This is a genomic window from Tritonibacter multivorans, assembly GCF_001458415.1.
GTDB classification, from domain to species: Bacteria; Pseudomonadota; Alphaproteobacteria; order Rhodobacterales; family Rhodobacteraceae; genus Epibacterium; species Epibacterium multivorans.
Window position 1 is genome coordinate 111,620 of record NZ_CYSD01000012.1, and the last position, 17,933, is coordinate 129,552.

The 17,933-nt window shown below is 59.7% G+C and carries 13 protein-coding genes and 1 tRNA gene; 7 read left to right on the plus strand and 7 right to left on the minus strand.

Annotated features, from left to right (window positions below):
- Positions 1-222: 222 nt before the first annotated feature.
- Entirely contained in the window at positions 223-6,120 is a 5,898-nt protein-coding gene (locus tag TRM7557_RS01830; RefSeq protein WP_058288503.1) for a cadherin-like domain-containing protein, read from the minus strand.
- 53 nt (positions 6,121-6,173) lie between these two features.
- Positions 6,174-6,299: a hypothetical protein gene (locus TRM7557_RS20335; protein ID WP_268873704.1), complete on the minus strand. Its 126-nt coding sequence runs from the start codon at positions 6,297-6,299 to the stop codon at positions 6,174-6,176.
- An 875-nt stretch (positions 6,300-7,174) separates the two neighbouring features.
- Here TRM7557_RS20335 and TRM7557_RS01835 point away from each other — a divergent pair.
- Genes TRM7557_RS01835 through TRM7557_RS01845 form a run of 3 tightly spaced genes read left to right on the plus strand, consistent with a single transcriptional unit; the run spans position 7,175 to position 9,796 of the window.
- Positions 7,175-7,948 carry a 5-oxoprolinase subunit B family protein gene (locus tag TRM7557_RS01835; protein WP_058288504.1) on the plus strand — a complete coding sequence of 258 codons (774 nt, stop codon included), beginning with the start codon at positions 7,175-7,177 and terminating at the stop codon, positions 7,946-7,948.
- Positions 7,945-8,991: a 5-oxoprolinase subunit C family protein gene (locus TRM7557_RS01840; RefSeq protein WP_058288505.1), complete on the plus strand. Its 1,047-nt coding sequence runs from the start codon at positions 7,945-7,947 to the stop codon at positions 8,989-8,991. Before TRM7557_RS01835 ends, TRM7557_RS01840 begins: the two co-directional genes overlap by 4 nt.
- Before the next feature lie 22 nt (positions 8,992-9,013).
- Entirely contained in the window at positions 9,014-9,796 is a 783-nt protein-coding gene (locus tag TRM7557_RS01845; protein ID WP_058288506.1) for a LamB/YcsF family protein, read from the plus strand.
- Between the two features lie 104 nt (positions 9,797-9,900).
- Here the strand turns inward: TRM7557_RS01845 and TRM7557_RS01850 are convergent.
- Positions 9,901-9,987 (minus strand) — tRNA-Leu (locus tag TRM7557_RS01850).
- 167 nt (positions 9,988-10,154) lie between these two features.
- Positions 10,155-11,756: a peptidoglycan-binding domain-containing protein gene (locus TRM7557_RS01855; protein ID WP_328586531.1), complete on the minus strand. Its 1,602-nt coding sequence runs from the start codon at positions 11,754-11,756 to the stop codon at positions 10,155-10,157.
- A 233-nt stretch (positions 11,757-11,989) separates the two neighbouring features.
- Between TRM7557_RS01855 and lipB the strand changes: the two genes are divergently transcribed.
- Entirely contained in the window at positions 11,990-12,652 is a 663-nt protein-coding gene (gene lipB / locus TRM7557_RS01860; RefSeq protein WP_058288507.1) for a lipoyl(octanoyl) transferase LipB, read from the plus strand.
- Here lipB and TRM7557_RS01865 read toward each other — a convergent pair.
- Positions 12,630-13,151: a DUF2306 domain-containing protein gene (locus tag TRM7557_RS01865; RefSeq protein WP_058288508.1), complete on the minus strand. Its 522-nt coding sequence runs from the start codon at positions 13,149-13,151 to the stop codon at positions 12,630-12,632. The genes lipB and TRM7557_RS01865 overlap by 23 nt on opposite strands.
- A gap of 119 nt (positions 13,152-13,270) precedes the next feature.
- On the opposite strand from TRM7557_RS01865, the gene TRM7557_RS01870 reads away from it, so the two are divergent.
- Positions 13,271-14,071 (plus strand): LytTR family DNA-binding domain-containing protein, encoded by an 801-nt coding sequence (locus TRM7557_RS01870; RefSeq protein ID WP_058288509.1) that lies wholly within the window; start codon positions 13,271-13,273, stop codon positions 14,069-14,071.
- Between the two features lie 18 nt (positions 14,072-14,089).
- On the opposite strand, the gene TRM7557_RS01875 is transcribed toward TRM7557_RS01870, so the two are convergent.
- Complete coding sequence (locus tag TRM7557_RS01875; protein ID WP_058288510.1) at positions 14,090-14,524, minus strand: HIT family protein; 435 nt, start codon at positions 14,522-14,524, stop codon at positions 14,090-14,092.
- Positions 14,525-14,839: 315 nt separating this feature from the next.
- Here TRM7557_RS01875 and TRM7557_RS01880 point away from each other — a divergent pair, with 315 nt between their 5' ends.
- Both TRM7557_RS01880 and TRM7557_RS01885 read left to right on the plus strand, forming a co-directional pair.
- Positions 14,840-16,498 (plus strand): cytochrome c oxidase subunit I, encoded by a 1,659-nt coding sequence (locus tag TRM7557_RS01880; protein ID WP_058288511.1) that lies wholly within the window; start codon positions 14,840-14,842, stop codon positions 16,496-16,498.
- Between the two features lie 82 nt (positions 16,499-16,580).
- A complete protein-coding gene (locus tag TRM7557_RS01885) occupies positions 16,581-17,063 on the plus strand; it encodes a DUF2244 domain-containing protein (protein WP_058288512.1) in 483 nt (160 codons plus the stop codon).
- 61 nt (positions 17,064-17,124) lie between these two features.
- Here the strand turns inward: TRM7557_RS01885 and TRM7557_RS01890 are convergent, their stop codons facing one another.
- A complete protein-coding gene (locus tag TRM7557_RS01890) occupies positions 17,125-17,736 on the minus strand; it encodes a class I SAM-dependent methyltransferase (RefSeq protein ID WP_074941879.1) in 612 nt (203 codons plus the stop codon).
- Between the last annotated feature and the right edge of the window lie 197 nt (positions 17,737-17,933).

A 17,933-nucleotide genomic window follows, 5' to 3' on the forward strand; every position in this document is an offset into this window, starting at 1 on the left:
TACTCAAGCCTTCGGTCCTTGTAACAAGGCAATCTTGCACTTCACTTAATCCTCAGTTTGCAAGTGCAGAGAATGCGGCGCAGAGCGGTCCTGAACGCAAAACCACGATCAAAAAGTATCCTTACCGTGGCAGGCCACCGGTACCCTATCGCCAAAAGAAAACGGGGCGCTTGGCGCGCCCCGTGTCCGATTGTTCAATCTGTGAGGCCAGAAGGCCCGCCCTTAGTGGCGCAGCAGCGCGGCTTCATGCTTTTTCAGCACCCGGCGCGCCGCCACATAGGCATCGACACCATCGCGGGTCGCCAATTCTGGGAAGATTGCGAGGATCTCCTCGCGCTGTTCACGGCCCACACCTTTGAGGGACATGTCGCCGGGCTGGAAGCTTTCGGTCCAGGCACCGTCGGACAACACAACCTCGTGCTGGTCGAACATGATGTGGATGTATGTCACCTCATCATTGCCCAGACGTTCCACGCCTTCCAGGCCAACCAGATGCTTGGCTGCCACAAGAACCTCGTTCTCTTCAAACAGCAGCTCGACCTGACCAGAGTTCACCAGAACGCGGTGGTTCGGCGACACAACCATGTCCCGCTGCGGCTGGCCTTTGCCCAATGCGCCTGCGCGGATCATCACCGGACGCAGCTTGCCTGCCTCAGAAAGCTCCTCGGTCGACATGGTGCGCACGCCGGCCCAGCGGATGGTCTGCAGGCCATTGTCACGGGTGATGACCTGATCGCCTTCCTTCAGCAGCTCGACAGCGACCTCGCCCCGCGGGGTTGCAATCAGCGTGCCCGGAGTGAAGCAGGGGATGATCTCTTCGATTTCCGTGAAGTCCAGACGACCTGTCTCGTTGCCGTCTTCGTCGAAGTAGGTGACAAAGCCGTCGACACCGTTGCCGTTGCTGTCCGGACCGGTGATGGTCACGGTCAGATCCCCGTCCGGATCCTGAATAGAGCCCGTCAGGTCCAGCACGTCATAGTCGTCGCCCGCGCCGCCACCATCAACGGTATCGCCTGCGGTGACGTCCTCAAAGGTGTCGCGATCTGCGCCACCGTCCAGGCTGTCAGCACCGATACCACCGGACAGGACGTCATCGCCGCTGCCACCAAGAAGGGTGTCGTCCCCCTGACCGCCGATCAGGCTGTCGTCATCGGCGCCGCCATCGATCAGGTCATCATCAATGCCACCATCAATCGTGTCATTGCCGGTTTCACCATAGAGCGTATCGTCGTCATCAGCGCCAAAGATAAGGTCATCGCCTTCGCCGCCATAGACCAGATCCTGACCATTGTCGGGCGCCAGATCCGGGCCAAACGGGTTGGAGCCATCATCTTCGATGTTCAGGCTGTCCAGACCATCATCCGGGTCATTGCCCGCGTAGATGGTGTCATTGCCAATGCCGCCGAGGATGGTGTCGCTGCCCTCGCCGCCGACAATACGGTCCGCCCCTTCGTCGCCGGTGATGGAGTCCGCATCAATGCCGCCGTCGATTTCGTCGTTGCCGCTGCCACCAATAATCGTATCAGCGTCATCACCGGTCGAGATGGTGTCATCGCCAGAGCCGCCATCGACAAAGTCGCGGTCGTCTTCGGGGTCATCGTCTGCCGGGAACAGGCCGGGGTAGCCGATATCCGGGCGAATTTCGCCATTTCCTGTTTCAATCAGGTCATTGCCACCCTCACCGAGAACACTGTCGCTGCCCTCGCCGCCAAGAATGGTGTCACGATTGCCACCGCCCAGCAGGGTGTCGTCCCCTTCGCCGCCGTCCAGCGTGTCCTGTCCGCTGCCGCCTTTGATCGAGTCGTCGCCTTCCTCACCAACGAGGCTGTCATTCCCCGTTCCGCCGCGAATGTCATCGTCGCCTTCGCCTGCAAAGACGGTGTCATTGCCGCCACCTGCTTCGATAATATCGTCGTTGGGGCCTTCACCCGGCAGGATTTCGTCGTTGTTGTCGACCCTATCGCCTTCGGGGTCGCCGACGTAATCCACGTCGATCAGATCACCGCCATCGGTGCCCTCGACAATACCGTCCAGCGGCTGGTCGTTCACAGTCACATCAACTGTTGCAGAGTCCGTGCCGCCATTGCCATCGGAAATGCTGTATTCAATGGTGGTCGGCCCTTCAAAGCCCGCATCCGGGGTAAAGGTCAGGGTGCCATCGCCATTGATCACAACAGTCCCGTTCGGGCTGGTGGCCTCGGTCACGGTCAGATCGTCACCATCCACATCGGTGTCATTGGCAAGAACCGGAATAACAACCGCGGTCTCGAAGTCGGTGGATGCAGTGTCATCCTCGGCAACCGGCGCGTCGTTGACCGGGGTCACGTCGACCGTGACGGTCCCCTCGTCCGAGCCGCCTTCCCCGTCTTCGACCGTATAGGTGATCTCGGCCGGGCCGTTGTAGTTCTCGTCCGGCGTGAAGGTCAGCGTGCCATCGGGGTTGATGGTCACATCACCGTTCGGGCTCGACGCCGCAGTCACCGTCAGATCATCGCCGTCCACATCGCTGTCATTGCCCAGAACATCGATGATGATCGGGGTGTCTTCCGGCGTGGTCGCAGTGTCATCCTCGGCAACCGGCGCGTCATTGACCGGGGTCACGTCAACCGTGACGGTCCCCTCGTCCGAACCGCCTTCCCCGTCTTCGACCGTATAGGTGATCTCGGCCGGGCCGTTGTAGTTCTCGTCCGGCGTGAAGGTCAGCGTGCCATCGGGGTTGATGGTCACATCACCGTTCGGGCTCGACGCCGCAGTCACCGTCAGATCATCGCCGTCCACATCGCTGTCATTGCCCAGAACATCGATGATGACCGGGGTGTCTTCCGGCGTGGTCGCAGTGTCATCCTCGGCAACCGGCGCGTCGTTGACCGGGGTCACCGTCAGGTTGACGGTCGCGGTGTCGCTGCCCCCAAAGCCGTCCTCAACCGTGTAGGTGAAGCTGTCGTCACCGTTGTAATCCGCATCCGGCGTATACGTGAAGGTGCCGTCCGGGTTCTGCACCAGGGTGCCGTGCTCCGGATCGGTGAAGCTGACAACGGTCAGGTCATCACCATCGCCATCGGTGTCATTGGCCAGCGGGTTGAAGGTAACGCTGGTATCTTCGTCCAGCGTTTCGCTGTCGTCCTGCGCGTCCGGGTCAACATTCTGCGGATCGGTCAGGATGGTCTCGATCTGCGAGAACTCAAGCGTTTCCCCGTTTTCAAACGTGACAGTCCCGGTGACGGCCCCGCTGTCGGTGGCATCTGTGGTCTGGTCAATGGTCACACGACCCGCGCCGCGCAGATCCAGCGTATCATTGTCAGCCGTGTCGTCAGGGCCTGCGCCGCCGGTGATCACGTCGCCGTCGCCATCTTCACCCGAAGCCACAACAAAGGTGTCATCGCCACCTTCACCGTACAGAACATCCGCGCCCTCTCCGCCGATCAGGGTGTCATTGCCACCCTCGTCGCCTTCGGTGGTTTCAACGGTGGTAAAGCTCAGGTCGGCAATGCCAACGGTGCCGGTGATCGAGGCGACCTCGCCCGGACCGTGGATAATGGTGACTTCGCTCACCGGACCCGGGATGGTCACGGTGACGCTGTCTACCGCGCCGGAACCTTCGACGCCCGGGTTGGAAGCCCCGCCCGAGTCGATCTCGACGCTGCCATCGGGGTTTTCGGTCACGACATGGTGCGCCGTGTTGGTCACCTGAATTTCGACCGGATTGCCATCGGCATCCAGCGCCAGAATGGTGAACTCATCGTCCCAGCTGCCTGTACCTTCGTCGATATCGAACAGTTCAAAGGTCAGGTTTTCAACCGGGGTGTCAAAGGCGATCTCGACCGGTGCATCATCGTTCTGGCTGGCGCGCTGCAGAACGTCCGTGCCGCCAATATTGCCCGTGGTCCAGCCCGAACCAGAGGTATAGGTCACATCGACCTCTTCGCCACCGCTGGTCAACGTAGTGGAACCAGAGGCAGGCAGACCGCTCCAGTCGAGGGTGTAGTCTTCGCCACCGGAGACGACACTGCCCGCAGAGCCGCTGTCGCCATAAATGGTGTCGTCGCCGGTGCCACCCAGCAGGCTGTCATCACCCTGCTGACCATAGATCAAGTCCGCATCTGCACCGCCGTCGATGGTGTCGTTGCCGGTGAACTCGGTTGTGGATAGGACGTCGGTGTAAGCTGAAATCTCATAAGCCGTGCCAAAGCTGGTGGCCCCGTCTGTATCCACATGCTGGATCTGCAACGAGGTGAACGGGATCTGAATGTCGAGCGTGGCGACCGCCGGATCTACACCAGAACCCGCCACAATCAACCCCGTCACGGCTCCATTTGCAGTGATCGCGTAATCGCCGCTCGGGTCGTTCAGGGTAACAAGCCCTTCGGCAATCGCTTCATTCAGGTCGAGTGTGACGCCATCCAAAACGATGAACCACTCTTCACCTATATTTGTCCCGTTGAATGCGATTGAAGTGCCTGCGACTTCTTGGCTGAAGCTGTGGGTGTGGGTCTCGTTGTCGCCGTCGTTGGAATTTGCGACCCAATAGCCGTCCAAACCGTTATACGCGACCGTGTCGGGGGTTCCGATACTACTGGTGACGGTGTGCGTGACCACATCACCGTCCTGATTGGTAAAGCTCGCCTGTTTGGTAACATCTGCTGTCGCAGTGTAGGCATAGGTCAGCTCGCCGGTACCATCCCCGTAGATGGTGTCTTCGCCGCTTCCGCCCAGAATACTATCATCGCCGTCCTGACCATAGATCAGGTCCGCGCCTTCCCCGCCATCAATGGTGTCATCGCCGGGTTCTCCGGTGTCCACGACGCCTTCGGGCGCGTCAAAATAGACGTCCGAGAACCAGATGCCAGAGTTGTAGTCGCCTTCACCGTGGTCGATCACAATGCGCGACACGGGGCCTGCGACCTCGACCAGCGCAGAGAATTGGGCGCTGTCTTCATCTGCATAATGACCAATGCTGCCCGGTGCCGTTTCAAAGCCGGTGCTGCCAGAGGCGCTGAGGCCACTGCCCAGGGTGAAATCGACCGGGATTTCGTTGCCGTCTGCATCATAGGCGCGCACAGATACGATGGCCGAGCCATCCGCGTCATTGATACGGAAGTCGAGGTTTTCAACGCCTTGATCAAAAGTCAGCTCGTAGCTGGCAGAGCCACCGGCCGCAGGCGTCAGATCAGAGCTGAAACCGCTGGTGTTGTCGATGGTCTCTGAGCCGTCATCAATGCCGGATACATTCTGTTCTTCGATGGCAAACTGGTTCTCTGCGCCGCTGCTGGACAGCACGCGGAAGCCAACGGTCACATTGCCGGTGTCCTGTGTGACGTCGGAAATCGCAGTGCCGTCGGTGATTGCACCACCGTTCAGTTCGTCCCACTCAAAGCTTTCGCGTACGAATGTGGCCTCGGCAGCAGACGCATTGTCACCATAGATGGTGTCTGCGCCGGTGCCGCCGTCGATGCTGTCGTCGCCAGAGCCGCCTTCAACCAGATCATCGCCGCCGCCTGCGGTGATGGTGTCATTGCCACCATTGCCCAGGATGGTGTCGTCGCCATTGGTGATCAGGTCGCCGCCGCCATCGGTGGCGCCGTCCGCGTCGTCGTAGCCCACATCCATGACTTCACCGGTGGCCTCACCGTCCACAACCCCATCCGGCTCTGGTTCGGGGGCGACGATGGTGCCATAAGGCAGCGCGTTGTCGTAGTAGTCGATCTGACCATAGCTGATCACATCCCCCGCATTGATGGGGCTGCTGGTCGAGATGCCGAATTCCGAAGAGGTATATGAGCTCGAACCGATCACCCAATAGGTGCCGGTTTCGCCAGTTGTTTCGTTGTAATAGGTGCCGGACCCCAAGGCATAAATATTTTCGCCCGCTTCAAGGTAGGTCGTGCCTTCGTCAGAGACGTCCTCGGTCAGAACCTGATTGTCGCCGCTGTCGTTCGCACCATACGCGCCCGGTTGATCCTCGAGGTAGCCGTCATCGTCGGTCAGGTTGACGGTGATCGCGTTCAGATCCCCATCTGTCGCGGTCGCGGGTTCGCCGCCGTCGTAAAACACACCGCCCAAGGTCGCGGTGATATTGAGGTCTTCGAAGGTATAAAGTGTAAACTGGCGAGGTGTTGTCATCGTAAATGTCCTTATGCTGTCAGCGAGCCCGTGGGGCGCGTGTCAAGTCGGGCTCAGCCGATCAAAAGAAGAGTCGTTTGGGTCAAAGCAGAGTTTACGGACGCCATCCGCTGGTCCTGCACCGCGGTCGGCGCAGTGGAATATTGGCTCTGATAAATCGAATTCATCGACGTGATCATCAAACTCTCCTCTTCAAGATGCCCAGTCCACAGCGCAACAGGCGCGGCGGGGACATGACTTTCCGGGGGAAGCAGACCGAAATCCAAATAGCAGCATGGGCGGACGCAACGCGTCCGCGACAGAATTCCAAGGCGGGCGCTTGGCAGAGCCCCCGCTTTGCGCAATTCCCTCCGTTCTCAGAGGAAGAGATTTGCCTGTCTATGTCGTGACGAAAGCGTACCCCCGTCACCTCACTCCATGCCGACGCCAGGCGTCAGACCACCATCCCCAGATGGGCAGTAATGGAGGTACCCCATCAAGGGGCTGCGGAAAAAGATAAAAATGCCAATAAATTCTCCCCATTTTTTAAGAGCCTATTCAATAGACACGTTGTAGGCAGGAAACCGGTGTGTGCCGCCTGCCATATTTTCAACTTAGAGGCGCTGGGAATTCTCGGATTTGGTTGGCAATAAGCGGCTTGACGCCCTGATTGTTTCCCGTTTCCGGAAATAATGCCCCTTTTTGGCCCATATTTGCGCAAGGGCGGAAATACTGCGCCTGCTTCAGTCGACAAGACACAGGCCAAATGCCCTGCCCGCCCCACAGTTGCCGAAATGGAACCAATGCCACCGCTTTGGCAAGAATTCCGCACGCCCCGACAGCCAACCATCGATGAAACCGAATCACTTTTGGTCCAAAAACTAACCTATCGGTCGGGAAACCGTTCAAAGGAAAGAAGGGCGCAACCCCCGTTTGGGACTGTCTGGAGGCACTCAGCAAGAAATGGCCACTCTCGGCACGACGGCCTTCGCCTGCCCCTTGATAGGGTCACGAGCTTGCGCCATGAAAGGACACCCGCTTTCGGCCCCCCTATAAAGATCCCGCACATCCAGCTATGCCGCCTTCCCTTTCGGATCCTCCGTTTCAACCCACCTGCGCTGCGCCCGACGTTCTCCCGCTTGGGCTGGACAGCTTTGTGGTGCGTTTCGCCACCCATGGGGGCCGCGACCACCCAGGGGCGGTGCAGGCTTATGCGCAGGCTTTCAAAGAGATCGCCTTTGATGGTGTGGTCGAGGTGGCCCTGGCGCTGGCGTCGTTGCGCGTGGTGTTTGACCCGGCCCGAACAGATGTCGGGGCGCTGTCTGCGCTGCTCAGAGATCTGGCTGAAAGCCGCGACTGGTATCAGGACGGCAGCCCTCCGCCCCGTCGACGGTGGCAGATCCCGGTGGCTTTTGGTCCTGATTTCGCCCCACAACTGACCGAGGTCGCAACCCTGACCGGGCAAACCACCCAGGAAACGATCAGGACACTGACAAACACAGACCTGCGGGTGCTGGCCATCGGCTTTGCACCAGGGCAGCCCTATATTGGGCTCTTGCCGCCCGTGTGGGACTTTCCCCGACAAAGCGACCTGACCCCCGAAGTTCCGGCGGGCGCGCTCACGGCCGCGCTGCGACAGCTTGTACTCTTTGCCAACCCCAGCCCAACCGGCTGGCGTCAGGTGGGGCTGACCGCCTTTCGCCCCTTTCTTGCCGATCGCAACACTGCGTTCCTGCTGGACGCTGGCGATGCGCTCTGCTTCCGCGCCGTTTCTGACGCTGAAATGCACAGTCTTTTGGCAGACAACCGCGACGGCCGCGGAGGCGCACGTTGCGAAATCCTGTCATGACACAATTGCAAATTCTTCAAGCCGCCCCGGGGCTGAGCCTGCAAGACATGGGCCGCAATGGTCTGGTCAGCCAGGGCGTATCCCCCGGTGGCGCGGCCGACCGGCTTGCTCTGCTCGAAGGCGCTGCGCTGCTGTCTTTGCCTGCGCCCCTGGCCGCGCTCGAAATGGCCGGTGCCGGTGGGGTCTTTACGGCCACTGCCCCTTTGCGCATCGCTTTGACCGGCGCGCCAATGACCGCCACGTTAGAGGGGCAGCCTTTGGCATGGAATGCGTCCCATTTGCTGCCTGTCGGCGCAGAGCTTCGGATTGGCGGCGTGCGCGCGGGCACCTACGGCTATCTGAGCTTCTCTGCGCCTGTGTTGTCTGCGCATCTGCCAACAGGCACCGCTGTGACACCCTGGCAGGGCAGTATTGCCACGCATTTCGCCGCAGGGATCGGAGCGCGGCTGACAGCGGGCTGCCAGCTGGAATTTGGCGACGCCGTTCAAACGGACGCCCCTCCGCTGTGTTTGCCAACGGACACCCGCTTTGAGGGCGGGCTTTGCCGGGTGATGCCGGGTCCGCAAACCGATTTGTTTGCAGCCGAGACATGCGCCCGTTTCTACGACACCCGCTTCACAAAAGGTCAGCGCGCCAATCGGCAGGGCGTCGCGCTGGAAAGCACAGGGCAAGGCTTCTCGACCCCGGCGGCCACCGGCCTATTGTCTGATTTCATTGCCGCAGGTGACATCCAGATGACCGGCGATGGCCAGCCCTTTGTCCTACTCAGCGAATGTCAGACCATCGGCGGCTATCCGCGACTTGGCACTGTGCTGCCCGAAGATCTGCCCCGTGTGGCACAATGCCAACCCGGCGCCACTTTGCAATTCCAGCAGGTGACACTGGATATGGCCCGTGATGCGATGCGATGCGACAGTGAAATCCTATCTGCCTTGCGCCAGAAACTGACCCCCCTCACCCGAGCACCGCAAGACATTCGTGACCTGCTCAGTTACCAATTGGTCAGCGGCGTCACCGCCGGGGATGATCTGGACATCCCATAGCGCCAAACCAACAGGAGCCCCCATGTCTTCTCAGCCCAAAACCATCGACCTGAACGCCGACATGGGCGAAAGCTTTGGCCCCTGGACCATGGGCAATGATGCCGCCCTCTTGGACATCGTGACTTCGGCCAATGTCGCCTGCGGATTTCACGCGGGCGATGCCGACACAATGGCACAGACCATGTCAGAGGCCGTACGCAACGGTGTTGGTCTTGGCGCACATCCGGGCTTTGCGGACCTGCAAGGTTTTGGTCGGCGTCGGGTGTCGCTGTCGCCGCGGGAACTGGCCAACCTGGTCACATACCAGCTGGGGGCAGCTCAGGCGATGGCGCGGGCGGCAGGCGGCCAGCTGCGCCATCTGAAACTGCATGGTGCGCTTGCCAATATGGCCAGCGAGGACGAAGCGATTGCCCGCGCCTGCTATGAGGCCGCACTGATGGTGGATCCCGAACTGGTCATTTTCGCCATTTCCGGCACGGCGCAGGAACGTGTCGCCCGTGCGCTTGGCTGCACTTGGGCGGGCGAAATATTTGCCGACCGTGCGTATAATGACGATGCAACTTTGGTATCACGCGGGGAACCCGGCGCGGTCATCCACGACCCGGCCGAGGCCGCGGATCGGGTCCTGACGATGCTCCACGATGGCGCCCTTCTTGCGGCCAGTGGCGCACGCATACCGGCACAGATTGACACCATCTGCCTGCATGGCGACGGCGAGACTGCGCTTCAGATGGCACGGCACCTCAAAGCGCGACTGGAAGGGGAAGGCTATGCGCTGGCGCCGGCGAAAGGCGTCCGCATTTAACAGCGAACACAACAGCACAGGACCCAAAAGCCCACCAGAAAAACGCGAACTCTCATGCTCAGGATCTTTGGGGATATTCAGCCAGTCTCACATCAGAGTGTGAATGGTGCGGTCGAGAAGACTCGAACTTCCACGGGAGTTACCCCACAGCGACCTCAACGCTGCGCGTCTACCAATTCCGCCACGACCGCACTGTCTTAGGCTTGGTGAAGGGGCGTATAGACCAGCCCGCTGGGGATGTGAAGAGCAAAATCGCGTTTTTTTCGACTTTTGGCCGAAACAGGAAAAAAGGGGGCACGAACCTGTCGCGCCCCCTCGCTAAAGCCTTGCTTTCTGGGGAAAACCACCCCGGAACGGATCAGTCACCAAGTGAGAAACTTGGCAGGCCAGTGCCTTCAGCTGCGGCCGGCACCGGCTGCGCCAATGTCTGACCGCCCAGACCCGCCGCAGCTGCCTTCAAAAGCGCAATGCGTTCAGGTTGGCCGGGCGCAAAAACCGGCTCTGCCCCGCCATCCAGCGCGGTCAGCGCAGTGGAATACCAGTCCTGCGCCTGGCTCACCATTGGGGCCACACCAAATCCCAAGGCCAGATGGTGACCCACCAATTCGGCATAGGGGCGTTTGCCCAGTCCGGACATGGTCAGCGCGGCGCCCAGCGCCACATCCATATTGTCGCGGCGATACCCGGAGTAGAGGCAGATGCCCGCGGTCACCTCGAGCTGCTCCAAAGACATGTTGGACGACAGGATGAACTTCTGCACCTCGGCAATCAGCGCGGCAGAACTGCGGGTGGGCAGCTTTGCCAGATAGGGCTGCACAGCGGGGCCAAACTGGTCGCATTGCGCATCAACCTGCGCGGGCGTTACCCCTGACAGGTTGCTGACCAGCGTTTCGCCCTTATTGATCGCATAAGAGCGCGCCAGACAGAATTGTTCGCCCAGCGCCAGTTCCGGGTCGGTCATCGTCGCCGCCGTGACATAGCCGCCGTTCGAACTGGTCAGCAGGCTCACCTTCGAACAATGGCTGGTCAGGGACGCGGTCTGCGTTGCGGGGGTCGGCGCCTGGAACAGCTGCAAACCACCCAGCCCCTGCTCGGGCTGTGGCGCTGTATTAGTCAGAACGGTGGCCTCTTGCTGCGGCTGAGGCGCCGGGGCTGCCGGTTGCGCCGGGGTGGCGGCCAACTGCGTCTGCGGCTGCTGATTCAGGCGGCAAGTGCCCTGATGACAGGAGAAATCCGCCACCGTCACACCCCGGGCAAGGAAATCGTTGCGCTGATAGCCACCGGGGGTAGACGCAAAGACCATCACCGAACACTGCGACGCCCCACACCAGAAAGACGACCCCGACACCGATGTGTCGATCATATAATCGTTGCGCCCGTCCCCATTCATATCCGCCAGCGAGATAAAACCCGAGCGTTGCAGCAATTGCTCTGCCGTGGGTTCGGCGCTGGCCGCAATTTCATCCACCGCATCCGAGACCTCAACGGGCAGACCGGCATAGCCATAGCCCCCGTGGCCAGAAGCCCCGCCACCGCCCATGGCTTCGTCGCGCCATACGATCAGCACATTGCGCACGCCATTCGGGCTTTGCATGGCTTTGATCACCTGCGGGCCGCCCACCAGAGCGCGGTTATAGGATGACACAAGGAAATCGCGTTCATATTGCGTCAGCCGCCCGGTGGCGGGAAAGCCCATATAGGCCTGATACTGGCTCGCCGCGGCGCGCGACCGGCTGCCGAACACACCGTCCGGGGTGCCCGCATTAAATCCAAAGTAATTGAGCGAGGTCTGCGTTTCGCGATTGGCAGCCCGCGCGGCACTGTAATTGCTGCTGCGCACAACGGTGCGTTTCTTTTGCTTGTTCTTATTGGCTTCATTGACGATCACGCCGCCAACAATACCGCCCAGCAAAGCGGCACCAAGATTGTCGGCTGCCACGGGATTTGCTGCTGTGGTCAACAGACAGGCCGCAAGTGCTGCCTTTAAGGGCGCGGCACGACGGGCTGTGGTTACAGATTTTGAAGATTGTATTTGGGTCTTGGGCTTGGAAGTCATGGGACGGCCCTCTATGCACTGGGAAACTTGGATACTACGTCTGCAGGATAACCCAGCCTTCGCCCTTGTGGCGAGTCCGGATATCCTGCAGCTTGTTCGCGCATAAGCGCGGCCCACACGAAAAGGAGACTTCGGCCTTGGTAGAATGGATCACATCGGATGCGCTTGTGCCCTATGAAGAGGCCGCCGCTTTTATGGAAGCGCGGGCAGAGGCGATTGCCAAAGGCGAGGCGGAGGAATGCATCTGGTTCCTGGAGCACCCGGCTCTTTATACGGCGGGCACCTCAGCCAATATCAAAGATCTGACCGACCCGGACCGCTTCCCGGTTTACGAGACCAAGCGTGGCGGCCAGTACACCTATCACGGGCCCGGCCAACGGGTGGTTTACGTGATGCTGGACCTGAACAAACGCGGCAAGGACGTGCGCAAGTTTGTTCAGCAGCTCGAAGCTTGGGTGATCAATGCGCTGAACGAGTTCAATATCACCGGCCACATCCGCGAAGGCCGAGTGGGGGTCTGGGTTGAACGCCCTGACCGCCCCCGCACCGTGACCGGCGCGCTGGCCGAAGACAAAATCGCCGCCATTGGCATCCGCCTGCGCAAATGGGTCAGTTTCCACGGCATTTCGATCAATGTGGAACCTGACCTCGACCATTTCAAAGGCATCGTGCCTTGTGGCATTACCGAATTTGGCGTCACCAGCCTTGTGGATCTGGGCCTGCCCGTGGGAATGGACGACGTCGATGTCGCCCTGCGCCGGGCCTTTGAAGATGTGTTTACTCCGCCGGAAGAGCACTGAACCCCGACCGCAGTCGGCCGCGCCAGAAGCGCCAGATCAGGATCGCTGCAAAAATCGTGGCCATGCTCCACAGGCCAACCGTCGGGTTGGCCCCAAAAACCGCCTTTGAAAACGTGCGGCCCGGCAGGAAATTCAACACCATCGGCAGGCCCATTCCAAAGGTCGCCAAGTTGCGCATTGCGCGTTCATGCGTGACGAGATCGCCGCGCACAACCGCACGAATGGCCACAACCAGCGTACCAAGTGTCAGCACCGCCAACCCATGCAGAGGGCTGAGCCAGCCAAACGTGCCGATCCCCGAGATCCCAAACGAACTCAGCGCCAGCACCGCAAGCGCCGCCACCCAAATATAGCCTGAGACCTTGTGGAGCCGATCCCGCCGCTGACGCCACAGTACCGTCGGCGTCAGGGCAAGCGCCGCAAGACCGGCAACACTATGGACCTGCACAATTGGTGAAACCGCGAGGAAGACGCTGAAATCAATGGAAAGACTTGCCAAGGGTGGGCTCCTTTGAGTTTATCAGGGGCCAAGAGACTGGCCGCAGAAAGTTCTGACCCGACCCTCGCCCAGCCTGCGCGCTGCCAAAAGCGAACATACGCCAATGGAAGGAAAACCACGTGGACTTCACCGCTCTGCACTTCGCGATACGTGAACTGCATGCCCTGATGCGGATACCGACCCCATGGATCTGTGCCGCAGGCGCAGGGTTGATCCTGGGGCTGCTGGCGCCTTTTGGCACCGAGGACACGTTGTCTCTGGCGATGCGGTTGTTCTATTGGGTGTTTCTGGCCTGCCTGACATTGTTTACCGGCAGCTTTGTGAATTGCCTGATGCGGTCTTTCACGCAACGCTTCCCGCCCCTACCCCATCCCGGCGGCATTGCAGTGGTGGCGCTTGTCGGAGGCGCAATCGGCGCGGCGGTTCTGGCTGAAGTGTTCTTCATGAACTGGCTGGTTTTTGGCCTGTCGCCTTTGCGCCGGGGATATACGGTGCCAATTGCGCTCAACACGCTTGCCATTTCCATTGTCGTCAACGGGCTGATTACATGGGTGACCGATCAGCTATCGCAAGACAGTGGGTCCCGAGCCGAGGCCGCCCCGCGTCCTGTGCCCGCGCTCATCAACAGGCTGCCCCTGGACAAACGCGGCGATCTGATTTCGCTGTCGGTGCAGGATCACTATGTCGAAGTGACCACCACCAAAGGACGGGAAATGGTTCTGATGCGGCTGACCGATGCCATTCGCGAAGCGGGCGGCGGGTTTCAGATCCACCGGTCGCATTGGGTCGCCGATGGTGCGGTGACCGCAGCCCAGCGCAAGAGTTCTGCAGCAGAGGTCACCCTGAGCGACGGGCGCGCACTGCCAGTATCGCGCACCTATCTTCCGGTTCTGAAGGAAAAAGGGCTGCTGCCGCGCTAGCGGCAGTGCCCAGATCCATCACAGCGCGGCGCGGATTTTTTCGGCGTGGCCCGCAATTGCATCCATATCGCCCATCTGACCTGCCGGACGCAGCGGCAGACCTTCGTGGCGCGGCAGCACGTGGAAATGCAGGTGGAACACTTCCTGCCCGCCCGCTGCTTCGTTGAATTGCTGAATGGTCACGCCTTCGGCCGCAAAAGCCGCCTTGGCGGCAACCGCCAGTTTCTGCACCGTGCGGATCACGGCCTCCAGCTGCGCGGGGCTGGCATCCAGCACATTGCGGCACGGGGTTTTCGGGATCACCAGCAGGTGCCCATCGGCACGGGGCATAATATCCATGAAGGCCAGCGTATCATCATCTTCGTACACAGCTGTCGACGGGATCTCGCCGCGCAGGATCTTGGCAAAGATATTGTCAGAATCATATGCGGGGCTCTGGTCGGACGCAGTCATGGGGCGCTCACTTTCGTTGATCTATTTGACGCGTTTGTGGCTGGCAATAGCCCCAAAGGTCAAGCCATCCGCGCCCAGAGCCCCCCTTTAGCGCTGACAGACAGGGTCCGACCGCAAAACCATCCGAAATTGCCAAGAGCTGGCCGCTACATGCGACAATTATTCTTGATCTAGATCAAACTCCGCCATTGATGGGTAACCATTGGCGATCTAGAACTAGCGGTGGAGGCAGAGCTGCCGGGGCTCCACCAATGTGCACGATTGTGTACGGGACCCCTGTTTAGGCCTGTCGGGTTTGAACAGGAGGCACCCCAAATGGCAGACGCAGCCATTCAAGGTCACGGCCATGAGGACGAGCGGAGTTTCTTCACCCGCTGGTTCATGAGCACGAACCACAAAGATATCGGCATTCTCTACCTAATCGTTTCGGCAATCGCGGGCTTCATTTCGGTGGCATTCACCGTCTACATGCGCCTCGAGCTGATGGATCCCGGTGTTCAGTACATGTGTCAGGAAGGCTTTATGGCCGATCCCTGTACACCCAACGGACACCTTTGGAACGTTCTGATCACCGGACATGGCATCCTGATGATGTTCTTCGTGGTGATCCCGGCGCTGTTTGGTGGTTTTGGCAACTATTTCATGCCGCTGCAGATCGGCGCGCCGGATATGGCGTTCCCCCGTATGAACAACCTGTCCTTCTGGATGTATGTGGCTGGCACCTCGCTGGCGGTCTGCTCTGTCTTCTCTCCCGGTGGCAATGGCCAGATGGGCTCTGGCGTGGGCTGGGTTCTGTACCCGCCGCTGTCGGTGAAAGAGGGCGGCTACTCCATGGATCTGGCGATCTTTGCGGTGCACGTGTCGGGCGCGTCCTCGATCCTGGGTGCGATCAACATGATCACCACCTTCCTGAATATGCGCGCACCGGGCATGACCCTGTTCAAAGTGCCGCTGTTCAGCTGGTCGATCTTTGTCACCTCCTGGCTGATCCTGCTGTCACTGCCGGTTCTGGCGGGTGCGATCACCATGCTGCTGATGGATCGCAACTTTGGCTTCACCTTCTTTGACCCTGCTGGCGGCGGCGACCCGATCCTGTATCAGCACATCCTGTGGTTCTTCGGCCACCCGGAAGTGTACATCGTGATCCTGCCGGGCTTTGGTATCATTTCCCACGTGATTGCCACCTTCTCGCGCAAGCCGGTCTTTGGCTATCTGCCGATGGTCTGGGCGATCATTGCAATCGGTGTTCTGGGCTTTGTTGTTTGGGCGCACCACATGTACACCGTGGGTATGACCCTGAACCAACAGGCCTACTTCATGCTGGCCACCATGGTCATTGCGGTTCCGACCGGCGTGAAAGTGTTCTCTTGGATTGCCACCATGTGGGGCGGTTCGATCGAGTTCAAAGCACCTATGATGTTTGCCTTTGGCTTCCTGTTCCTGTTCACCGTTGGCGGTGTGACCGGCGTGGTGCTGTCGCAGGCGTCTGTGGACCGGGCGTATCATGACACCTACTATGTTGTGGCCCACTTCCACTATGTGATGAGCCTTGGTGCGGTCTTTGCGATCTTTGCCGGTGTGTACTTCTACTTCGGCAAAATGACCGGCCGTCAGTACAACGAGCTGGGCGCACAGATCCACTTCTGGATGTTCTTCATCGGTGCCAACCTCACCTTCTTCCCGCAGCACTTCCTGGGTCGCCAGGGCATGCCGCGCCGCTATATTGACTATCCCGAAGGCTTTGCCTTCTGGAACAAGGTCTCCTCCTACGGTGCGTTCCTGTCCTTTGCCTCCTTTATCCTGTTCTTTGGGGTGGTGATCTACTCGCTGCTGCGCGGTGCAAAGATCACGCAGAACAACTACTGGAACGAATATGCCGACACGCTGGAGTGGACCCTGCCCTCTCCGCCGCCGGAGCACACGTTCGAGATCCTGCCAAAGCAGGAAGACTGGGACAAACCGCACGCCCACTAAGGCTTGCGCGACCTGATCAAAAGAGCCCCGGAGCAACCGCTTCGGGGCTTTTTCTTTGCCTCAAGCACGCTAAACTTTCCCCATGCCCTACGACTGGACAAAACCGCCCACCCCAGATGCAGGAGAGCTGCACCTTTGGCCGCATCAATCCCTGACCCCAAAGGGTTATGCCGGGTTTCTGGCCGTGACCGCGCTGTTGATTGCGCTGCCACTGCTGGTGCTGTTGGGATCGGTGCTGCTGTGGGGGCTGCTGCCGTTTCTGGCGCTTGCGCTGTTTGGCATGAAATTCGCGCTGGATCGCAATCGGGCACATGCGCAAGTGCTCGAGGTTCTGACGCTTGGCCCGGATGAGGCCACTTTGGTGCGACGCGACCGGCAGGGTGAACAGCAGTGGTCCTGCAACCGCTATTGGGCGCAGGTCACCCTGCACCCGCATGAAGGCCCGGTTCCGCACTATGTGACGCTCAAGGGCGGCGGCCGCGAGGTGGAGATCGGTGCGTTTCTGTCCGAGGACGAACGCAAGGCGCTTTTCGACGATCTCCGCGTCGCGCTCGGCAAACCCTGAAGGGAAACAATGCAAAAGGGCACCACAATGTGATGCCCCAGCAGGTTAGTCTATCAGCTGATCAATTCGCCATCCGCTTGATCGCAAAGCTGTTGCTCTCTGCAAAATCGGCCGTCAGGTAAGAGAGGGTCCAATTGTTCTGCGTGCAGAATTCTGCCACGGCTTCGATCACCCCGTATTTGTAGCCGCTGGTAAAATTGCCCATGGTGTAGTCGTGCCCGGCAATCACACCATTGGCTTTCACCTTTGGGGCCCATTGCTGCAATTCTTGGATGGTTGTCTGGTAGCTGTGGTCAGTGTCGATGTAGATCCAGTCGAAATACCCGTCTTCGAACGCATCCACCGCCTCGAGAGACAGGCCACGGGTGATATCCACCTGGCCGTTTTCAATTTCATCAGCAAAGCGGCTTTGTACGGACAGCGCCTTGCCTTCGTGGTAGCGCGCATCCCCCCAGACATCGACAAGATGCAGTGTCGCGGGGTTGGTGATCTCAAGGATCCGGGCACTAAAGTTGCCTTCATCGACGCCCAGTTCCGCAACCTTGCCGCCTGTTGGCATGCGCTCCAACAGCTCATCGCGATCAACAAGCAGCTCTGCGCCTTTGACATGTTCTTTGCGCAGTTTGAATTTCGGGATCACATCGATCTGCGCCTGAACATGCGTCTTATGCATATCAATCGCTTTCTGAGACACAATCCGAACAAGCTCCTGCTCTCGCAGGCTCAAATCTGTGGTGGTCGTTTGCAAAGGACCGCTCCCTCTTCTCAGGACATTGGTTTGCAGGGACAATCACAGAAAAAGCCTAACAAATTTTCCACATCCTGCGCGGACCAGACGGTTCTTTGCGATCAAAGACGACACACCAATAG